The following is a 17,811-nucleotide window of genomic DNA, read 5'->3' on the forward strand; positions in this document are numbered from 1 at the left end:
CCCCGATGAGCTTGTCCGCCGCCGATGATCGCCTTGCCGCCCGCCTGCCATCCGGCGTGCTGAGAGAGATTGCGCCGACCTATCTGGAAGAACCGCGTGGCCGTTTTCACGGTCGGGCGGGGCTGGTCGCCGCGCCCCGCGATGTCGAGGAAACCGCCGCAATCATCCGCGCCTGCGCCGAGGCGGGCGTCGCGGTCGTGCCGCGTGGCGGCGGCACCGGGCTGGTGGCGGGGCAGATCATGTCCGACGGCCCCGCGCCGCTGATCCTGTCGCTGGAACGGATGAGCGCGATCCGCGACGTATTCCCCAGCGAGGGCGTGATGATCGCGGAAAGCGGGGTGACGCTGCAACAGGCCCGCGATGCCGCCGCGCAGGTCGGGCGACAGTTTCCGCTGTCGCTGGCCTCGCAGGGGACGGCACAGATCGGCGGCGTGCTGTCCACCAATGCGGGCGGCGTGAATGTGCTGCGCTATGGCAATGCGCGTGCGCTGTGCCTGGGGATCGAGGCGGTGCTGCCCTCGGGGCAGATCATGCGTGACCTGAAACGGCTGCGTAAGGACAATACCGGCTATGATCTGCGCGACCTGCTGATCGGCGCGGAAGGCACGCTGGGGGTGATCACGGCGGCCTCTTTGGTGATGGCCCCGCTGCCTGCGGAAAACGGTGTCGCGATGATGCAGGTCGCCGATCCCGAGGCCGCGCTGGACCTGCTGGCCCTTGCGCAGGGGCGCATGGCCGGCGGCGTCACCGCGTTCGAGCTGATCTCGGGGCAGGGGCTGCGCTTTCTGCGACAGCATTTTCCCCAGATCCGCCAGCCTTTCGATGACATCCCCGACTGGATCGCCCTGATCGAGGTGGGGTTGCCTGCAGGTCTTGGCGCCGATGCCGCGCTGGAAGGGTTGTTCGCGGCGGGGCTGGAGTCTGGCCTGGTCAGCGATGGCGTGATCGCCCAGTCCGGCCAGCAGGCGGCCGAGATGTGGGGGCTGCGGGAACATATCCCGCTTGGAAATCGCGCGGTCGGGGCGATCGCCAGCCATGATATCAGCCTGCCGCTGTCGGTGATCGGCCAGTTCATCCGCGACGCGCAGGTCCGGCTGGCGCAGCAGGGCGACATGCGGATCAACTGTTTCGGGCATCTGGGCGACGGCAACCTGCATTTCAACCTGTTTCCCGCCGAAGGTCGCCGCCGCGAGGAATACGACGATATCCGCCGCGATCTGTCGCGGATGATCCATGAAATGGTGGTCGAACGTGGTGGCTCATTCTCGGCGGAACATGGTGTGGGCCGGCTGAAGGCGGCCGATCTGGCGCGCTGGGGCGATCCGGTCCGGGTGCAGGCGATGCGGACGATCAAACAGGCGCTGGACCCGGCGGGCATCATGAATCCGGGTGTGATCTTTCCGGCCGGTTAGGCAAGCTGTCGGATAAACGCTTTAAATCCGTCGCCTTTCTGGGCCATGCTTGGGCCAAGGGAGGGATGTTGACCATGCGATTGCGTTTCACCCGCGCCGCCGAGCGCGCCCGTTACTACGAACGCTATATCCCGTTCGTGCTGGCGATCCTGCTGATCCCCGTAGGTCTGTTGCTGATCGGGTCGTTCCCGGTTCTGGGGGCGTTTCTGCTGATCCTTGGCCTTCTGGGCACGGGCACCGGGATCTATGACCTGTTCCAGACCCAGCATGCCTTGATGCGAAACTATCCGCTGTCGTCGCGGATGCGCTATCTGCTGGAACATTTCCGCCCCGAGATCCGGCAGTATTTCGTCGAGAATGATCACGACGAGACGCCATTCTCGCGGGAACAGCGGGCCGTGGTCTATCGCCGCGCCAAGGGGGTCGAAGGGGTGCGGCCCTTTGGCACGCTGCGCAATGTCTATGGCGACGGCTACGAGTGGTTGAACCATTCGATCGCCACCACGCATCTGCCCGGCCATGATTTCCGCATCCGCATCGGGGGGCCGGATTGTCGTCAGCCCTATGACAGTTCGGTCGTCAACATTTCCGGCATGTCCTATGGCGCGCTGTCGCCCAATGCGATCGAGGCGCTGAACCGCGCTGCCAAGGCGGGCGGGTTTGCCCATACCACGGGCGAGGGGTCGATCTCGCGCTATCACCGGATGGGCGGCGATCTGGTCTGGCAGATCGGCTCGGGTTATTTCGGGTGCCGCAATCCCGATGGAAGTTTCAGCCCGCAGGGCTTCAGCGCGCAGGCCGTCGACCCGGCGGTCAAGATGATCGAGATCAAGCTGAGCCAGGGCGCCAAGCCCGGTCACGGCGGCATCCTGCCCGGCGCCAAGGTGACCGAAGCCATCGCCGAAGCGCGTGGCGTGCCCGTGGGGCAGGCCTGTGTCAGCCCCTCGTCCCATTCGGCCTTTTCCACGCCGCGCGAATTATGCGGTTTCATCGCCCAACTGCGCGATCTGTCGGGTGGCAAGCCGGTCGGCATCAAGCTGTGCGTGGGGCATCCGTGGGAATGGTTCGCCATGGCAAAGGCGTTTCATGAAACCGGGATCACCCCGGATTTCATCACCGTCGATGGGGGCGAGGGCGGAACCGGCGCCGCGCCGGTGGAATTTGCCGATCACAAGGGTGCCCCGCTGCGCGAAGGGCTGATGCTGGTGCATAACACGCTGGTTGGGCTTGACCTGCGCGATAGGATCAAGCTGATCGCGTCGGCCAAGATCATCACCGCATTCGACATCTGCCGGATCTCGGCGCTGGGGGCGGATGGGGTGAACATGGCGCGCGGCTTCATGTTCGCGATCGGCTGCATTCAGGCGCAGGCCTGCCACACCGGGAAATGCCCCACCGGCATCACCACCCAGGATCCCGACCGCTATCGTGCGCTGGTCGTGCCCGACAAGGCCGCCCGGGCCGCGCGGTTCCACAAGGCGACGATGCATGCGGTGCAAGAGGCGTGCGAAAGTTCGGGGCTGGATCATCCCGATGCGTTCACCCCGCATCACCTGATGATCCGCACCAGCCCGCGAGAGGTCAGATCCGCGGCCAGCCTTTACGACTGGCTGGCCCCCGCGGCCCTGCTGGAGGGGCAGATGACCCATCCGGCCTTCGCGAAATACTGGGCCGCCGCACAGGTTGATAGCTGGGCGATGGCCCGGTGAAGATGGTCCCGTGATGCCGCCTAGTGGCCGTCAAAGCTGCACAGGGCTTCGACGGTCACGCCCTGATCTTCCAGCAGCTTGCGCCCGCCCAGTTCCGGCAGGTCGATCACGAAGGCGCAGCCGACCAGTTCGGCACCAAGCCGCTTGCACAGCTTTATCGCCGCATCGGCGGTGCCGCCGGTGGCCAGAAGATCGTCGACGATCAGCACCTTGTCGCCCTTGGCCAGCGCATCGTCATGGATTTCCATCACGGCTTCGCCATATTCCAGTTGGTAGGCTTCTGAAATCACCGTGCCGGGCAGTTTGCCCTTCTTGCGGATCGGTACGAAGCCTGTCGAAAGCTGATGCGCCACCGCGCCGCCCAGAATGAATCCGCGCGCCTCAAGGCCGACGACCTTGTCGATGCGCTGGCCCGCATAGGCGTGCAAAAGCTGGTCCACGGCCATGCGAAAGCCGCGTGCGTCGGCGAAAAGCGTGGTCACATCGCGAAAGATGATGCCCTCATGCGGGAAATCATGGATGGCGCGGATGTAATCCTTGACGGTCTTGGTCATGTGGGGCGGTCCATTTCGAACAATTCTGTGACGGCGGCATAATCCTTGTAGCCCAGCCGCGACAACCATCCCCCTGCGGCACGCGGGTCGAAACGCCCCTCGACGATGCAGTCGTCGCGGATATGGATGCCGGTCACGACGCCGAAAACCGCGAAATTCGACTGACCGGCCAGCGGCACGATCTGGGTCATCCGGCATTCCAGCGAGGCGGCGGCCCTCGCCACGCGCAGGCATTCGATGGTTTCGCACTCGACCGCCTCGATGCCAGCGGCCTGAAATTCGCTTTGCCCCGCAGGCAGCGGGGCGGAACTGGCATTCATCGCATCGCGCATGTCGCCGCTGGCGATATTGACGCAGAAGACGCCGGTTTCGGTGATCTGGGCCACGCTGTCCTTGGTGCCCAGACGGTCGGCCTTGGCCCCGGTCGAGGCAAACATCACCTGTGGCGGCACATAGGCGACGGCATTGAAGAAGGAATAGGGCGCAAGGTTGTCGCCCCGCCGCCCCCGCGTTGAGATCCAGCCGATCGGGCGCGGCGCGACCAATGCGTTGAAGGGGTTGTGCGGCAGCCCGTGGCCGGCTTCGGGACGATAGAACATGGCGATGCCTTTCCCTTTGGTTGCCGACAAACTGCCACCGCTTTTCCTGCGCTGCAATGTTCCGCATGGGCGAAAGCCATGCTAAGGCGCGCAAAAAACCGGAGGCGCCATGTATCAGATCAGCCCCGAGACGCCGTCCGACGAATACGAGGTCGAGGCGCTTTACGACCTGTGTTTCGCGCCCGGACGCACGGCGCTGTCATCCTATCGGCTGCGTGATGGCGTGCCCAGGGTCGCGGGGCTGTGTCTGGTTCTGCGCAACGAGGTCGGGATCGTTCTGGCGGCGATCCGGTTCTGGCCGGTGCGGATCGGTGGGCATGATGCGCTGTTGCTGGGCCCGATCGCGGTGCACCCGACTGCGCAGGGCGAAGGTCTGGGCGCGCTGCTGATGCGCGACAGCCTGACCCGCGCGGCGCAGCTTGGCTGGCGGCGGGTGCTGCTGGTGGGGGACGCGCCCTATTATTCGCGTTTCGGCTTTCAACGGCTGGACGCGGTCGAAATGCCGCCGCCGACCAACCCGGACCGGGTTCTGGGGCTGGAACTTGCCGACGGGGCATGGGTTGGGGTCGAAGGGGTCGTCGAGCGCGCCTTGCCCTGAGATCGGGGCTGGTCAGCGTGGTCGACAGGCCCCATCTATGATCGAAGAAGACCCGATTGGCCTGCTGAAGGATCGACGCGATGGGATCGCAACCGCAACTGGTGCTGCCACCGATTACCGACCCGGCGATGCGCGAACAGATCGCGCGGCTGGCCCGCCGCCATGTCGAGGCGGGGGGGCTTGGCATGGAAATCATGTCGATGGTCGGCAACAGCGCGGAAAACCTGATCGAGCGGTTGCCGGGTTTCGTGCGCAACCGGCTGGACCGGATGACCCGGATCGCGCTGAGCCGCGCCTTCAGCGCCGCCTCGGGCAGCCGCAGGATGATGCGCGATCGGGGCGATCTGTTCAACCGCATGGCCTCGACCGTCAGCGGGGCGGCAGGGGGTGCGGCGGGGTTGCCGGGTGCGGTGGTCGAGCTGCCTTTCACGGTCACGCTGCTGTTGCGGGCGATGCTGGACATCGCCGCCGAGCACGGTCTGGACCCCGAAAGCGAGGAGGTGCGCAAGGAATGTCTGCGCATCTTCGCGGCCGCCGGGCCCATGGAAGAGGATGACGGCACCGATCTGGGCCTGCTGGCCGCGCGCATGACCGTGACCGGCCAGACCGTACAAGGACTGATCAGCAAGGTCGCGCCGCGCCTGTCGGTGTCGCTGGGTCAGAAGCTGGCGGCCCAATCGGCGCCGGTCTTCGGCGCGGTGGTCGGCGCCTCGATCAACTTTACTTTTGCGCGATATTATCAGGAAATCGCGCGGGTCCATTTCGGCCTGCTGCGCCTGTCGCGCGAAACCGGGATGCCGCATGAGGCGCTGGTCGAGGCGTTGCGGATCGAGATCGCGCATCTGGGTGGCCGACGGGCGTGATCGGCGTCCCGCGGCCGCCGGGGGCCAGCCCCCGGACCCCCGGGGTATTTGACCAAAGAAGACGCTAGTCGTCCTGATCCTGCGCTTGCAGTGAAAGGGGCGCGACCGGGGCTTCGAGATCGGCGGTCGAGAGCGGGCCTGCCGGTCGCGCGAGGCGCGGGCGGACCACCCAGTGCAGCCGTTCCTGAGCGCGGGTGATCGCGACATAGGCGAGGCGTTTCCACAGCGGAATTCCGGCTTCGGTCCGGTTCGACCACGCGGCGGCGGCGATGTCGGGGGCGAAGACCTGCACATCGGGCCATTGGCTGCCCTGCGATTTGTGGATCGTGACCGCCGCGCCGTGCAGGAAGGCCGCGCCCATGCGGGCGGCGAATGGGATGAAGGGCTCTTCCGTCTCGGGCATCTCGATCTTGACGATCGAGGCGGCGGACAGGCGCGGATCTTCGGCGCCGATCACATGCAGGCGCGAGAAACCCGGTTTGCGTCCCGGTCCCAGATAGACGACCTGTGCGCCCTTGATCAGGCCGCGCGCCTCGAGATCGATGCGTTTCTTGCGGTATTTTAGCGGAAGTTCCAGGCCGTCGCAGATCAGCGGTTCGCCCGGCAGGAGGGCATCGCCCGGTGCGCCGAAGGCCGAGCGGAAGGCGTGGATCAGGCGGATCCGCGTGGCGTTGCGCCAGACCAGCACCGGGGAACGGGCCATCAGGTCGGATTCGACGCGTTCGGACCAGATGACCCGGTCGTCCTTGCGGGCAGCGGCGCGGACCATGCTTTCGAAATCCTCGAAGAGCAGCTTGTCGTCGGCCAGCGCATGGGCCAGGTCCAGGATCGGGCTGTCATCGGCCTGACGGTGGATGCGGTTCAGCATCAGGCGTTGTTGCGGTGCGAGCCGGTCGAAGACCATTTCACCGGACAATCCGACCGGGGCAAGCTGCGCGGGATCGCCGAACAGGATCAACAGGGGAAAGATCTCGCGCAGGTCGTCGAACTGTTTTTCGTCCAGCATCGAGGCTTCGTCGATCAACCCGATGTCCAGACCTTCCTCGCGTCGTTTCCATCCGCTGATGAAGTCCGAGCCGCGCAGGCCCGCAGCGGCCAAGGCCCCCGGAACCGAGGCATGCTGGTCATAGAAGGCGCGGGCGCGATCCAGCGCCTCGTCGGGCAGGCTGTCGATGGTCGGGCGGCTGCCTTCGCCGGTCAGCCATTCGGCGATCCGTTCATATTCCGGGTCATAGACCGGGGTGTAGAGAATGCGGTGGATCGTGGTCGCCGGCACGCCGCGCGTGCGCAGGACGAAGGCTGCCTTGTTGGTGGGGGCCAAGATGGCGACGGTGCGGCGATCCTTGCGGCGGCGGCCTTCGTAATCGCCGCTGATCAGGTCGACGCCGGCCTCTTGCAGGGCCTTGGTGATCTGCGCCAGGATCAGGGTCTTGCCCGACCCCGCCTTGCCGATGACCGCCATGACGCGACCCTTGCCCGGCTGCGGGGCGTGGACTTCTTCGGCCAGAAGATCGACCCCGGATTGCTGAAACGCGTCGGACAGGGCGTCCCATGCCTCGGCCTGATCGGGCGAAAGGGTCGGGGCAGGGGCGGTGCTGGCAGGCGTTTGTCCGGTCATGGGGCAGGCATATCCCGCCCCGGCGCGAAAGCGAAGGGGGATGCCGCGTTCAGGAGGGGATCGCGGTCGCCGGATTATCCCTGCTGGGTGGTGGGGAAGGCAGCGGAAGGGGGCGCCCGCCTGCCAAAACGCAGAATCGGAAGCGCCGAGAGTGACCCAATCCTGCGGGTTTCAGCGCCAGAACTTCCGAATTCGCGGTCGGCCCGCATGCAGATGCCGAACTGATCGTTTAGGCAGCTAGGGCGGCTTGGGCGATTCGCGGTATCATCCTTTAGTATGAGGTTTGGGGATCTGACACAGGGAGGGCAAATGAAAGGGCGATCCGATGATCGAACTGTTCTTCGTGACCTGCTTGTCCGTGGCCCCGGCCAGTTGCCAGGACCGCAGCCTTCTGTTCACAGATGAAATGGGCCTGAGGACCTGCATGCTGCGGGGCCAGTCCGAAATTGCGAAATGGCTGGAAACGCATCCGCGCGAGACATTGCGCGAGTGGAAATGCCGGACCGCCCGCGAAGATGGGGTAGCGATCTGACCGTGATCGGCGGAGGGCCCGGAACAGGAAAGGCATCGCGCGGTGTCCCGCACGATGCCGTGATGTGATCCGCTCTGCTCCGCTTAGCGGCGGCCGGCTTCCAACGCGTCCTCGAAGGTGCGCAGGCCGGTGGTGGGCGATTGAACCAGAACCGACATGTTGCCCGGTTTGTGCTGGTTGCGATACATCTTCAGGTGAGCCTGCGGCAGTTCGGCCCAGGGAAAGACCTCGGACATGCAGGGGTCCAGACGACGCTCGACCATCAGCTTGTTCGCGGCACTGGCCTGTTTCAGATGGGCGAAATGGCTGCCCTGCAGGCGCTTCTGGTGCATCCACATGTAGCGCACGTCGAAGGTGCAGTTGAAGCCGGTGGTGCCCGCGCAGATCACGACCATGCCGCCCTTCTTGCAGACGAAGGTGGACACCGGGAAGGTCGCCTCGCCGGGATGTTCGAAGACGATGTCGACGTTGTTCCCCTTGCCGGTGATGTCCCAGATGGCCTTGCCGAATTTGCGGACCTCGTTGAACCACTCCTTGTATTCGGGGGTGTTCACCGTGGGCAGCTGGCCCCAGCAATTGAATTCCTTGCGGTTGATGACACCCTTGGCACCCAGGGACATGACGAAGTCGCGCTTGTCCTCTTCGCTGATGACGCCGATGGCGTTGCCGCCCGCCGCGTTGATCAGCTGGATCGCATAGGACCCCAGACCGCCCGAGGCACCCCAGACCAGCACATTCATGCCGGGCTTCAACTCATGCGGTTCATGGCCGAACAGCATCCGATAGGCGGTGGCCAGCGTCAGCGTGTAGCAGGCGGATTCTTCCCAGGTCAGGTGGCGCGGACGCGGCATCAGCTGTTGCGCCTGAACGCGGGTGAACTGGGCAAAGCTGCCATCCGGCGTCTCGTAGCCCCAGATTCGCTGGGTGGGCGAATACATCGGGTCGCCGCCATTGCATTCCTCGTCGTCGCCATCGTCCTGATTACAATGAATCACGACCTCGTCGCCGACCTTCCAGCGTTTGACCTTGTCACCGACGGCCCAGACGATGCCCGAGGCGTCCGAACCCGCGATGTGATAGGGCTGCTTGTGGACGTCGAACATGCTGACCGGAACGCCGAGTCCGGCCCAGATGCCGTTGTAGTTGACGCCTGCGGCCATCACCAGAACCAGCACTTCGTGGCTGTCGATCTGCGGGGTCTCGACGACCTCAAGCTGCATCGCCTTGTCGGGTTCCCCCTGGCGGTCGCGGCGGATCGCCCAGGCATGCATCTGCTTGGGAACGTGACCCAGGGGCGGCATCTCGCCCATTTCATACAGGTCTTTCACGGGCGCATCATAGGGTGCGATCGGGGTCGGGGCATCCAGAGCCATCGGTGTCTCCTTCTTAATTGCCGCAGCGCAGAATCAAGCGGCCTCATGTCCTGCTTGGTAAAGGTCGATGCGCAACAATACAACGATTATTTGGCCTAGGTGGAAATTTTATGTCGCACCGGCCTTGTTGGAAGGCGCCCATGAAGGCCAAAATTCAGCAAATTATGCTGCGCCGCCAAAAGATACAGGGCCGCGGGCAGCGCAAGTCCGCAGATCAGACCGGCGCAGATATGAACCGTAAGATCGTCGATGCCCGCCGCGTCCAGTGCCCTGCGGGCCAGCGATGTTCCGAAAATGTGGTAAAGATAGATCGTGAAGGCGAGACTGCCGAATCCGTTCAGCCAGGTGACCCGCGGGGCGATTCCCAGCAACAGAACGGCACCGGACATTCCGACCATCAAGCTTTGCAGATCATGACGCGAGGCAAGCATTGCAGTGTTCTGGCCTGGGTCACGCAGGACCCATCCGACCCCCAGCGCCAGGATCGCAGCCGACAGCAGAATCACGAGGGGTCGCCAGCGCGCGGCCCGTTCTTCGTGTCGCGCCATGACGATACCGGTCAGGAAATAGGGCAGAAGATACAGCGCATGATTGACCGACATGACATTGCTGGGGAAGCCAAGTCGCAGCAAGTAGACCGCGCATGCAACCGTAAGACTGACCAGCAGCAGCCGACCGCGCGTCAGGATGTCGAATCCGCAATAGAAGACGAAGATCAGAAAAATCGCCTGAAGGAACCAGAAATGGGCGTAGGGAAAGACGAACGCATGCCAGATCGGCCCCTGCGGCATGAACTTCGTGCCCATGACCTGCGACGCCCCAAGAAAGCCCGCAATGCAGATGGTCGCGGGAACTGCGAGGCGACGGAACTTGCCACGAATGAATGTCGGGTAGGCGGCCGGGGATACCGGCTTCAGCGCGTAAAGAAACCCGGAGATGCAGGCAAAAAGCGGCATGCGCAGATCGGCCAGCAGGCTCATAACCAGCCTGAGAGGGTGCGTGTCGGCGATTTGTAGCCCGCTTTCCGCAGTGTCCCCGACCACGTGGTAGGTCACCAGCATCAGCACTGCCAGCAATCGAACAGGCTCTATCCGGGCGCGGAACATCGGATCTGTCGCATGAGTGTCAACCTGGTTACGAAATAAGAACAAAGCGCGCCCGCTTGGGGATCGGCTGGCTGCCCGGGCAAAGGGCTGCCTGCATCTGGGGGTGCATATCATGGCGGTGACGATAAGGTTAAGTGCCGATTTCGAACATGCCGCGATGCAGCGAATTGACGGCGCATCTTTGTTTCGGTAACGATATCGCAACCGTAAGATTATTGCGAGGCGACTGCATGGCTGACAAAGACAAACCGTGGCTGTTCCGGACTTATGCAGGCCACTCGACCGCCGAGAAATCAAACGCGCTGTATCGCAGCAATCTGGCCAAGGGTCAGACGGGATTGTCGGTGGCCTTCGACCTGCCGACACAGACCGGGTATGACAGCGACCACATCCTTGCGCGGGGCGAGGTGGGCAAGGTCGGCGTGCCCGTCTGCCATCTGGGCGACATGCGCGCGCTGTTCGACCAGATCCCGCTGGAGCAGATGAACACCTCGATGACGATCAACGCGACCGCGCCCTGGCTGCTGTCGCTGTATATCGCCGTCGCGGAAGAGCAGGGCGCCGACATCGCCGCGTTGCAGGGCACGGTGCAGAACGATCTGATCAAGGAATACCTGTCGCGCGGCACCTATATCTGCCCGCCCAAGCCCAGCCTTGCCATGATCACCGATGTCGCGGCCTATACGCGCGAATACCTGCCCAAATGGAACCCGATGAATGTCTGTTCCTATCACCTGCAAGAGGCCGGGGCGACGCCGCAGCAGGAACTGGCCTATGCGCTGGGCACGGCGATCGCGGTTCTGGACGATCTGAAGACCAAGGTGCCCGAAGCCGATTTTCCGGCGATGGTGGGGCGGATCAGCTTTTTCGTGAATGCGGGCATCCGGTTCGTGACCGAGATGTGCAAGATGCGTGCCTTTACCGAGCTGTGGAATGAGATCACGGCAGAACGCTATGGCATCGAGGATCCGAAATTCCGCCGTTTTCGGTATGGCGTGCAGGTCAACAGCCTTGGCCTGACCGAGCAGCAGCCCGAAAACAACGTCTATCGCATCCTGCTGGAAATGCTGGCCGTGACCCTGTCGAAGAACGCGCGGGCGCGGGCGGTGCAGTTGCCGGCCTGGAACGAGGCACTTGGCCTGCCGCGTCCCTGGGATCAGCAATGGTCGCTGCGCATGCAGCAGATCGTGGCCTATGAAACCGACTTGCTGGAATATGGCGATCTGTTCGACGGAAACCCGGCAGTCGCCGCCAAGGTCGAGGAACTGAAGCAGGGTGCACGGGATGAACTGAAGCTGCTGGACGATATGGGCGGGGCGATCGCGGCCATCGACTATATGAAGTCGCGGCTGGTCGAATCGAATGCCGAGCGTCTGAACCGGATCGAATCGAACGAAACCGTCGTGGTCGGCGTGAACCGCTGGGAGCAGGGCGAGCCGTCGCCGCTGACGGCGGGGGATGGTGGCATCATGGTGGTCGATCCGGCGGTCGAGCAGGATCAGATCGAACGTCTGCGCGCGTGGAAAGGGGCGCGCGACGAGGGGGCCGTCGAGGCCGCCCTCGCCGCGCTGCGCGATGCCGCGCAGAGTGGCGCGAATGTTATGCCGGCCTCTATTCAGGCGGCGAAGGCCGGGGTGACGACCGGGGAATGGGCCGGCGTCATGCGCCGCATTCATGGCGAATATCGCGGCCCGACGGGCGTGTCCGCCAACCCGTCGAACCGGACCGAAGGGCTGGACGACATCCGCGAGGCGGTCGATGCCGTCAGCGCCCGTCTGGGCCGCCGGCTGAAATTCGTGGTCGGCAAGCCGGGGCTGGACGGGCATTCCAATGGCGCCGAACAGATCGCGTTCCGCGCCCGCGACTGCGGCATGGACATCACCTATGAGGGGATCCGCCTGACGCCGGAACAGATCGTCGCCCGTGCGCAAGAGGAACAGGCCCATGTCGTCGGGCTGTCGATCCTGTCGGGCAGTCACCTGCCGCTGATCGAGGATCTGATGGCGCGGATGCGCGAGGCCGGGCTGACCGATATTCCGGTGATCGTCGGCGGCATCATCCCGGACGAGGATGCCACGCGGCTTCTGGCGATGGGGGTGGCGCGGGTTTACACGCCCAAGGATTTCCAGCTGAACACCATCATGATGGATATCGTGACCCTGGCCGAGCCGGGCGCGGCTGCGGCCTGAGGTCGCGAAACGGCGTAAAATGTTCCTCCGGGGTCGCAGATGGCTGGTCACCGGGGCTGCGAGGCGGCAAAAGCTGTGCTGACGCGCGCCTCGCGCCGGACTGGTTTCCACCGGAGGGACAATGACCAAATTCTGCCTGACCGTCACTTGCGCATCCAAGCGCGGGGTTGTGGCTGCTATCGCGGGCTATCTGGCCGAAAACGGCTGTAACATCACCGACAGCTCGCAATATGACGACCCGGAAACGGGGCGCTTCTTCATGCGGGTCAGTTTTGCGTCGGAAACCGGCGTCACCCTGGCCGATCTGGATGCCGGCTTTGCCAAGGCCGTGCCCTTCGACATGGTCCACCAGTTCCATGACGAATCGCGCAAGATGAAGGTGGTGATCATGGTCAGCCGCTTCGGGCATTGCCTGAACGACCTGCTGTACCGCTGGCGGATCGGGGCGCTGCCCATCGATATCGTGGCGGTGATCAGCAATCACATGGATTACCAGAAGCTGGTGGTGAACCACGACATTCCGTTTCACTGCATCAAGGTGACCCGCGAGAACAAACCCGAGGCCGAGGCGCAATTGCTGCGCGTCGTCGAAGAGGCCGAGGCGGAACTGGTCGTGCTTGCGCGCTACATGCAGGTGCTGTCGGACCGGATGTGTCAGAAGATGTCGGGCAGGATCATCAATATCCACCATTCCTTCCTGCCGTCCTTCAAGGGCGCGAACCCCTATAAGCAGGCCTATGAACGGGGGGTGAAGCTGATCGGCGCGACCAGCCACTATGTCACGGCCGATCTGGACGAAGGCCCGATCATCGAACAGGACATCGTGCGCGTCACACATGCGCAAAGCGCTTCGGACTATGTCAGCCTTGGCCGTGACGTCGAAAGCCAGGTGCTGGCCCGCGCGATCCATGCCCATGCCAACCATCGCGTGTTCCTGAATGGCAACAAGACGGTCGTGTTCCCCGCGTCGCCCGGTTCATTTTCCAGTGAGCGGATGGGCTGAGCCGCGCATGAAAAAGCCCCGCGGATTATTGCGGGGCTTTTGAAACAGTTTTGCGCAGCGCAGCGGTATCAGGCGCGCTCGCTGTATTCGAACAGTTCGGTGTTCACGATGATGGCTTCGTCCTGACCGATGAAGGGCGGGACCATGATGCGAACGCCGTTGTCCAGAACGGCCGGCTTGTAGCTGTTGGCGGCGGTCTGGCCTTTGACGACCGGCTCGGTCTCGACGACCTTGCAGGTGACCTTCTGCGGCAGCGACACCGACAGCGCCTCGTCGCCGTAATATTCGATGGTCGCGGTCATGCCGTCCTGCAGGAAGGGGCGGCGTTCGCCCAGCAGTTCAGCGTCCAGTTCGGTCTGTTCGAAGGTTTCGCTGTCCATGAAGACCAGCTTGCCATCGGTTTCGTACAGGAATTGCTGGTCTTTCTGGTCCAGACGGACCCGCTCGACCTTGTCTTCGCTGCGGAAGCGTTCGTTCAGCTTGCGGCCGTCGCGCAGGTTTTTCAGTTCAACCTGTGCAAATGCGCCGCCCTTGCCGGGCTTTACATGGTTGACCTTCACAGCGGCCCACAGGCCGCCGTCATGCTCCAGCACATTGCCGGGGCGGATTTCGTTGCCGTTGATCTTGGGCATGAAAGCACTCGTCGAATATTGCGGAAATTCCGACCGTCCGGGCGTTGAACGGCGCAGTCGCGCCCCTATATCTGGCACTCGGCTGCGAGGCAACCAAAACGCTTGGTCGGCGTTGTCAAGCGGTGGCGGCGGCAAAACACCGCCGAAACAGGGCTGATTTTGGGGTGTTGCCCCGATTTTTACACGACTTGCACAATTTGCATGGCAGTTATGCGAGGCAGGTAATATCGAATCGGCGCTGTGTTGGGCTAAGGCAGGCGGCACCGTCGAAGAAACGGAAAAGAAAACGAAGGGCTGGCGCCGTGCTGACCCGAATGGTTGCGGCGTTTCAGACTCTAGCAGATGGACGAATAGATATGCGCGATTTTGTTGATGGTTCGGCTTTCAATTTTGAACAAGGCCAGCGTGCCCGCAAGCTTTTTGCGGCCGTCGTGCTGGCAGCACTGGACGACGCAATCGCAGATGACAAAAAATACGGCAACGGGCCTGAACAGATTGCACGTTGGGCACGTTCGCGCGATGGACGCGAGGTTCTGAGCTGTGCCGGCATCGACCCGAACGAACGGGTCGTGAAGGGCCTGATGGAATTCGTGTCGAAGGGCGTCCGCACCTCGGTCGCGCTGTCGCGCGAGGAAAGCGAACGCCGCATGGCTGCCGAGGAAGCCGAAGCAGCCTGATCCAACCTGCGCCGTCCTTTTCAGGCCGCCCATCGGGGCGGCCTTTTTTGGTGGCGGCACCCGTTACAGGCGGGTGACAACCCGTTCGGCGTGAAAGCGTTCGACATCGTGGCCGTGGCACAGTTCGGTCGCCGGTGTCATCACCGCAGCCGAGGCCGCCGCCGCGCCAAGGGCCAGCGCCTCGCTGACATGTTCGCCCCGCGCCATCGCCAGCACGAAGCCCGCGACAAAGCTGTCGCCCGCACCGACGGCGCTGACCACGCGCACCTTTGCGGCCTCGGCATGCCAGGCGCCATCCGGCCCAGCCACGACCGAGCCATCCGCCCCGCGGGCCACGATCACCGATTTCGCCGCCCCGTCGCGGACCAGCCCCGCGGCAAAGGCCGCGCTGTCGCTGCGCAGGGGCAGGGGGCGACCGGCCAGCCCCTCGGCCTCGTGGCTGTCCATGCGCAGGACATCGACCGGGATCGACGAACCGGCCAGCGCGCGCAGCGCATCGCCCGAGGTGTCAACCAGAAGCTTGGCGCGGCCATCGTTCAGCCGCACCGTCAGCATCTGTTCAAATCCGGGCGCTACCCCCGGCGGGTTCGAGCCAGAAACCACCACCCAGCCGCCCGCCCGCGCGGATTCGGTGATCGCGGACATCATGTCGGCGACATGGGTCGTGTGCCATTCCGGGCCCGGCATGACAAAGCGATACTGCCCGCCGGTCTGGCGGTCGGTCACTGCCAGTGATTGCCGGGTTTCGCCGGGGGCGGTCAGGCGGGTCACCGACAGGCCGTCGGCCTTCAGCATCTCGGCGATGCGGGTGCCGGTCGCCCCGCCAAGCGCGACCATCGCGGTCGATTGCCCGCCCATGATCTTGATCGCGCGGCTGACATTGATGCCGCCGCCGCCCGGATCGGCCACCGGCTTGTCGCAACGCAGCTTCAGATCGGGCCGGACCTGATCGGCGGCGGTGGACAGGTCCAGCGCCGGGTTCAGGGTCACGGTCAGGATCGGCGATTGCTGCGTCATTCCCACCACTGGTCGATGCGGGCGATCTGTTCGTCGGACCAGCCGAAGTGATGGGCCAGTTCATGCACGACGATATGCGCGATCAGTTCGTTCAGCGCGACACCCCCGCGTGATGCCCACTCGTCAAGGATCGGCCGCCGGAACAGCCATACGACATCGGGGCCGCCGGACTGATCGGCGATCGATTTTTCGGTCATGGGGATGCCGTCATACAGGCCCGTCAGTTCGAACGGGTCGTCGATCTGCAATTCGTCCAGCACATCCTCGGGGGCGAATTCCGCCACCCGGATCGCGACATCCTTGGCGTGCCCGGCGAACCTTGCGGGCAGGCTGGCCACGGCCTGATGGGCCAGGGCCTCGATTTCGGCGGCGTCGGGGGCGGAAACCCCTTCCCAATCGGTCATTCGCACCTCCTGCGAGTCGTCCCTGATATGGACAAAAATCGCCGTCTGTGAAAGAGCAGCGGGCAACAGGAGATCTGCAAATGACCACCACGCGCTTTGCCCCGTCACCCACGGGCCACATCCATGTCGGCAATCTGCGCACCGCGCTGTTCAATTACCTGATCGCGCGCAAGGCGGGGGGGCAGTTCATCCTGCGCCTCGACGACACCGATCAGGAACGCAGCAAGCAGGAATATGTCGACGGCATCAAGCGCGATCTTGAATGGCTGGGCCTGCACTGGGATCGCGAAGAGCGTCAGTCCCTGCGGCTGGACCGCTATGCCGAGGTGGCCCGGCAACTGCGTGCCGACGGGCGTCTGTACGAGGTGTTCGAAACCCCGACCGAACTGGACCTGAAGCGCAAGAAGCAGCTGAACATGGGCAAGCCGCCGGTCTATGACCGCACCGGCCTGCACCTGTCGGATGACGACAAGACCCGGCTGCGGGCCGAGGGGCGCGAGGGCTATTGGCGTTTCAAGCTGGACCTGGAACGTATCGAATGGGTCGATGGCATTCTGGGCGACATCTCGATCGACGCGGCCTCGGTCAGCGATCCGGTGCTGATCCGGGCCGACGGTCAGGTTCTGTACACCTTTGCCAGCAGCGTCGATGACACGGATATGGGCGTGACCGACATCGTGCGCGGGTCCGACCACGTCACCAATACCGCGACGCAGATCCAGATCATCAAGTCGATCGGCGGCACGCCGCCCAGCTTTGCCCATCACAGCCTGCTGACCGGCGCGAAGGGCGAAGAACTGTCCAAACGCATCGGCGCGCTGTCGCTGAAGGATCTGCGCGAGGCCGGTGTCGCCCCCGAGGCGCTGCTGTCGCTGATGGCGCGGCTGGGTTCGGGACAGCCGGTGACGCTGGCTGGTCTGGATGAGCTGGCCGAGGCTTTCGATCTGTCGCAATTCGGCGCATCGCCCACGAAATTCGATGCCGAGGATCTGTGGCCGCTGACCCGCGAACGGAACCAGTCGCTGCCCTTCGCGACCCTGCGTGACCGTATTCTGGCGCTTGGTGTGCCCGAAGATCAGGCCGAGCGTTTCTGGCAGGTGGCCTCGCAGAACATCACCACGCTGGAGGATCTTGCGGGCTGGTGGCGCATTTGCAGCGAAGGCGCAGATCCGCAGGTCGAGCCAGAGGACGCCGAATTCATCGCGCAGGCCATGACGATGCTGCCGCCGCCGCCCTATACGGACGCGACTTGGGGGGAATGGACCCAGCAGGTCAAAGAGGCGACCGGCCGCAAGGGCAAGGGGCTGTTCATGCCGCTGCGCAAGGCCGTGACCGGTCAGGCGCATGGTCCGGACATGTCGCAGTTCATGCCGCTGTTGCAGGTGGTCAAGGCGCGCGGCTGACATCGCTGTCAGGTGATCGGGGCGGGGTGTGGCGATGGCCGCGCCCCGCCTTTTCCATGGGTGCCGCAACTATCAGGGGCTGCCCCCTTGCGGCGACCCGCAGATGAGGACTACCTTTCAGG

At 64.0% G+C, this 17,811-nt stretch carries 17 protein-coding genes; 9 read left to right on the plus strand and 8 right to left on the minus strand.

The annotated features are described in order from the left end of the window. Positions 1–5: 5 nt before the first annotated feature. Complete coding sequence (locus tag BMX67_RS11685) at positions 6–1,412, plus strand: FAD-binding oxidoreductase (protein ID WP_090735108.1); 1,407 nt, start codon at positions 6–8, stop codon at positions 1,410–1,412. A gap of 74 nt (positions 1,413–1,486) precedes the next feature. Further along, positions 1,487–3,121 (plus strand): FMN-binding glutamate synthase family protein, encoded by a 1,635-nt coding sequence (locus BMX67_RS11690; RefSeq protein ID WP_090735451.1) that lies wholly within the window; start codon positions 1,487–1,489, stop codon positions 3,119–3,121. 20 nt (positions 3,122–3,141) lie between these two features. Here the strand turns inward: BMX67_RS11690 and BMX67_RS11695 are convergent, their stop codons facing one another. Beyond that, the gene (locus BMX67_RS11695) at positions 3,142–3,675 is read right to left on the minus strand and encodes an adenine phosphoribosyltransferase (protein ID WP_090735109.1); all 534 of its coding nucleotides are present in this window, start codon (positions 3,673–3,675) and stop codon (positions 3,142–3,144) included. Beyond that, on the minus strand, positions 3,672–4,274 hold the full coding sequence (locus tag BMX67_RS11700; protein WP_090735111.1) for a flavin reductase family protein: 603 nt from the start codon (positions 4,272–4,274) through the stop codon (positions 3,672–3,674). The genes BMX67_RS11695 and BMX67_RS11700 overlap by 4 nt, the downstream gene beginning before the upstream one ends. A 109-nt stretch (positions 4,275–4,383) precedes the next feature. On the opposite strand from BMX67_RS11700, the gene BMX67_RS11705 reads away from it, so the two are divergent. Further along, entirely contained in the window at positions 4,384–4,872 is a 489-nt protein-coding gene (locus BMX67_RS11705; RefSeq protein ID WP_090735112.1) for a GNAT family N-acetyltransferase, read from the plus strand. 80 nt (positions 4,873–4,952) lie between these two features. After that, a complete protein-coding gene (locus tag BMX67_RS11710) occupies positions 4,953–5,735 on the plus strand; it encodes an EcsC family protein (protein ID WP_090735114.1) in 783 nt (260 codons plus the stop codon). A gap of 64 nt (positions 5,736–5,799) precedes the next feature. On the opposite strand, the gene BMX67_RS11715 is transcribed toward BMX67_RS11710, so the two are convergent. Beyond that, positions 5,800–7,353 (minus strand): ATP-dependent DNA helicase, encoded by a 1,554-nt coding sequence (locus tag BMX67_RS11715; RefSeq protein WP_090735116.1) that lies wholly within the window; start codon positions 7,351–7,353, stop codon positions 5,800–5,802. Positions 7,354–7,678: 325 nt separating this feature from the next. Between BMX67_RS11715 and BMX67_RS11720 the strand changes: the two genes are divergently transcribed. Continuing rightward, entirely contained in the window at positions 7,679–7,885 is a 207-nt protein-coding gene (locus BMX67_RS11720; RefSeq protein ID WP_090735118.1) for a hypothetical protein, read from the plus strand. An 83-nt stretch (positions 7,886–7,968) separates the two neighbouring features. On the opposite strand, the gene ccrA is transcribed toward BMX67_RS11720, so the two are convergent. Next, positions 7,969–9,258, minus strand: a complete 1,290-nt coding sequence (ccrA, locus tag BMX67_RS11725; protein ID WP_090735120.1) for a crotonyl-CoA carboxylase/reductase — start codon at positions 9,256–9,258, stop codon at positions 7,969–7,971. A gap of 95 nt (positions 9,259–9,353) precedes the next feature. Beyond that, entirely contained in the window at positions 9,354–10,568 is a 1,215-nt protein-coding gene (locus BMX67_RS11730; RefSeq protein ID WP_175479886.1) for an acyltransferase family protein, read from the minus strand. Between the two features lie 26 nt (positions 10,569–10,594). On the opposite strand from BMX67_RS11730, the gene BMX67_RS11735 reads away from it, so the two are divergent. Continuing rightward, a complete protein-coding gene (locus BMX67_RS11735) occupies positions 10,595–12,553 on the plus strand; it encodes a protein meaA (protein ID WP_090735124.1) in 1,959 nt (652 codons plus the stop codon). A gap of 121 nt (positions 12,554–12,674) precedes the next feature. Further along, positions 12,675–13,556, plus strand: coding sequence for a formyltetrahydrofolate deformylase (purU, locus tag BMX67_RS11740; RefSeq protein ID WP_090735125.1), 882 nt, complete (start codon positions 12,675–12,677; stop codon positions 13,554–13,556). 68 nt (positions 13,557–13,624) lie between these two features. Here the strand turns inward: purU and efp are convergent, their stop codons facing one another. Further along, a complete protein-coding gene (efp, locus tag BMX67_RS11745) occupies positions 13,625–14,188 on the minus strand; it encodes an elongation factor P (RefSeq protein WP_090735127.1) in 564 nt (187 codons plus the stop codon). 356 nt (positions 14,189–14,544) lie between these two features. Between efp and BMX67_RS11750 the strand changes: the two genes are divergently transcribed. Beyond that, positions 14,545–14,865, plus strand: a complete 321-nt coding sequence (locus BMX67_RS11750; RefSeq protein WP_090735129.1) for a DUF6280 family protein — start codon at positions 14,545–14,547, stop codon at positions 14,863–14,865. Positions 14,866–14,928: 63 nt separating this feature from the next. Here BMX67_RS11750 and BMX67_RS11755 read toward each other — a convergent pair whose 3' ends face one another. Beyond that, the gene (locus BMX67_RS11755) at positions 14,929–15,882 is read right to left on the minus strand and encodes a 1-phosphofructokinase family hexose kinase (RefSeq protein ID WP_090735131.1); all 954 of its coding nucleotides are present in this window, start codon (positions 15,880–15,882) and stop codon (positions 14,929–14,931) included. Next, entirely contained in the window at positions 15,879–16,286 is a 408-nt protein-coding gene (locus BMX67_RS11760) for a metallopeptidase family protein (protein WP_090735133.1), read from the minus strand. Before BMX67_RS11760 ends, BMX67_RS11755 begins: the two co-directional genes overlap by 4 nt. Positions 16,287–16,366: 80 nt before the next feature. Between BMX67_RS11760 and gltX the strand changes: the two genes are divergently transcribed. Beyond that, positions 16,367–17,689 (plus strand): glutamate--tRNA ligase, encoded by a 1,323-nt coding sequence (gene gltX, locus BMX67_RS11765; protein ID WP_090735135.1) that lies wholly within the window; start codon positions 16,367–16,369, stop codon positions 17,687–17,689. Positions 17,690–17,811: the final 122 nt, after the last annotated feature.

Source organism: Paracoccus homiensis, from assembly GCF_900111675.1.
Lineage (GTDB): Bacteria > Pseudomonadota > Alphaproteobacteria > Rhodobacterales > Rhodobacteraceae > Paracoccus > Paracoccus homiensis.

Coding starts and splice junctions, on each gene's coding strand:
- BMX67_RS11685 (WP_090735108.1), top strand. CDS start 6: ATGAGCTTGTCCGCCGCCGATGATCGCCTTGCCGCCCGCCTGCCATCC.
- BMX67_RS11690 (WP_090735451.1), top strand. CDS start 1,487: ATGCGATTGCGTTTCACCCGCGCCGCCGAGCGCGCCCGTTACTACGAA.
- BMX67_RS11695 (WP_090735109.1), bottom strand. CDS start 3,675: ATGACCAAGACCGTCAAGGATTACATCCGCGCCATCCATGATTTCCCG.
- BMX67_RS11700 (WP_090735111.1), bottom strand. CDS start 4,274: ATGTTCTATCGTCCCGAAGCCGGCCACGGGCTGCCGCACAACCCCTTC.
- BMX67_RS11705 (WP_090735112.1), top strand. CDS start 4,384: ATGTATCAGATCAGCCCCGAGACGCCGTCCGACGAATACGAGGTCGAG.
- BMX67_RS11710 (WP_090735114.1), top strand. CDS start 4,953: ATGGGATCGCAACCGCAACTGGTGCTGCCACCGATTACCGACCCGGCG.
- BMX67_RS11715 (WP_090735116.1), bottom strand. CDS start 7,353: ATGACCGGACAAACGCCTGCCAGCACCGCCCCTGCCCCGACCCTTTCG.
- BMX67_RS11720 (WP_090735118.1), top strand. CDS start 7,679: ATGATCGAACTGTTCTTCGTGACCTGCTTGTCCGTGGCCCCGGCCAGT.
- ccrA (WP_090735120.1), bottom strand. CDS start 9,258: ATGGCTCTGGATGCCCCGACCCCGATCGCACCCTATGATGCGCCCGTG.
- BMX67_RS11735 (WP_090735124.1), top strand. CDS start 10,595: ATGGCTGACAAAGACAAACCGTGGCTGTTCCGGACTTATGCAGGCCAC.
- purU (WP_090735125.1), top strand. CDS start 12,675: ATGACCAAATTCTGCCTGACCGTCACTTGCGCATCCAAGCGCGGGGTT.
- efp (WP_090735127.1), bottom strand. CDS start 14,188: ATGCCCAAGATCAACGGCAACGAAATCCGCCCCGGCAATGTGCTGGAG.
- BMX67_RS11750 (WP_090735129.1), top strand. CDS start 14,545: ATGCGCGATTTTGTTGATGGTTCGGCTTTCAATTTTGAACAAGGCCAG.
- BMX67_RS11755 (WP_090735131.1), bottom strand. CDS start 15,882: ATGACGCAGCAATCGCCGATCCTGACCGTGACCCTGAACCCGGCGCTG.
- BMX67_RS11760 (WP_090735133.1), bottom strand. CDS start 16,286: ATGACCGATTGGGAAGGGGTTTCCGCCCCCGACGCCGCCGAAATCGAG.
- gltX (WP_090735135.1), top strand. CDS start 16,367: ATGACCACCACGCGCTTTGCCCCGTCACCCACGGGCCACATCCATGTC.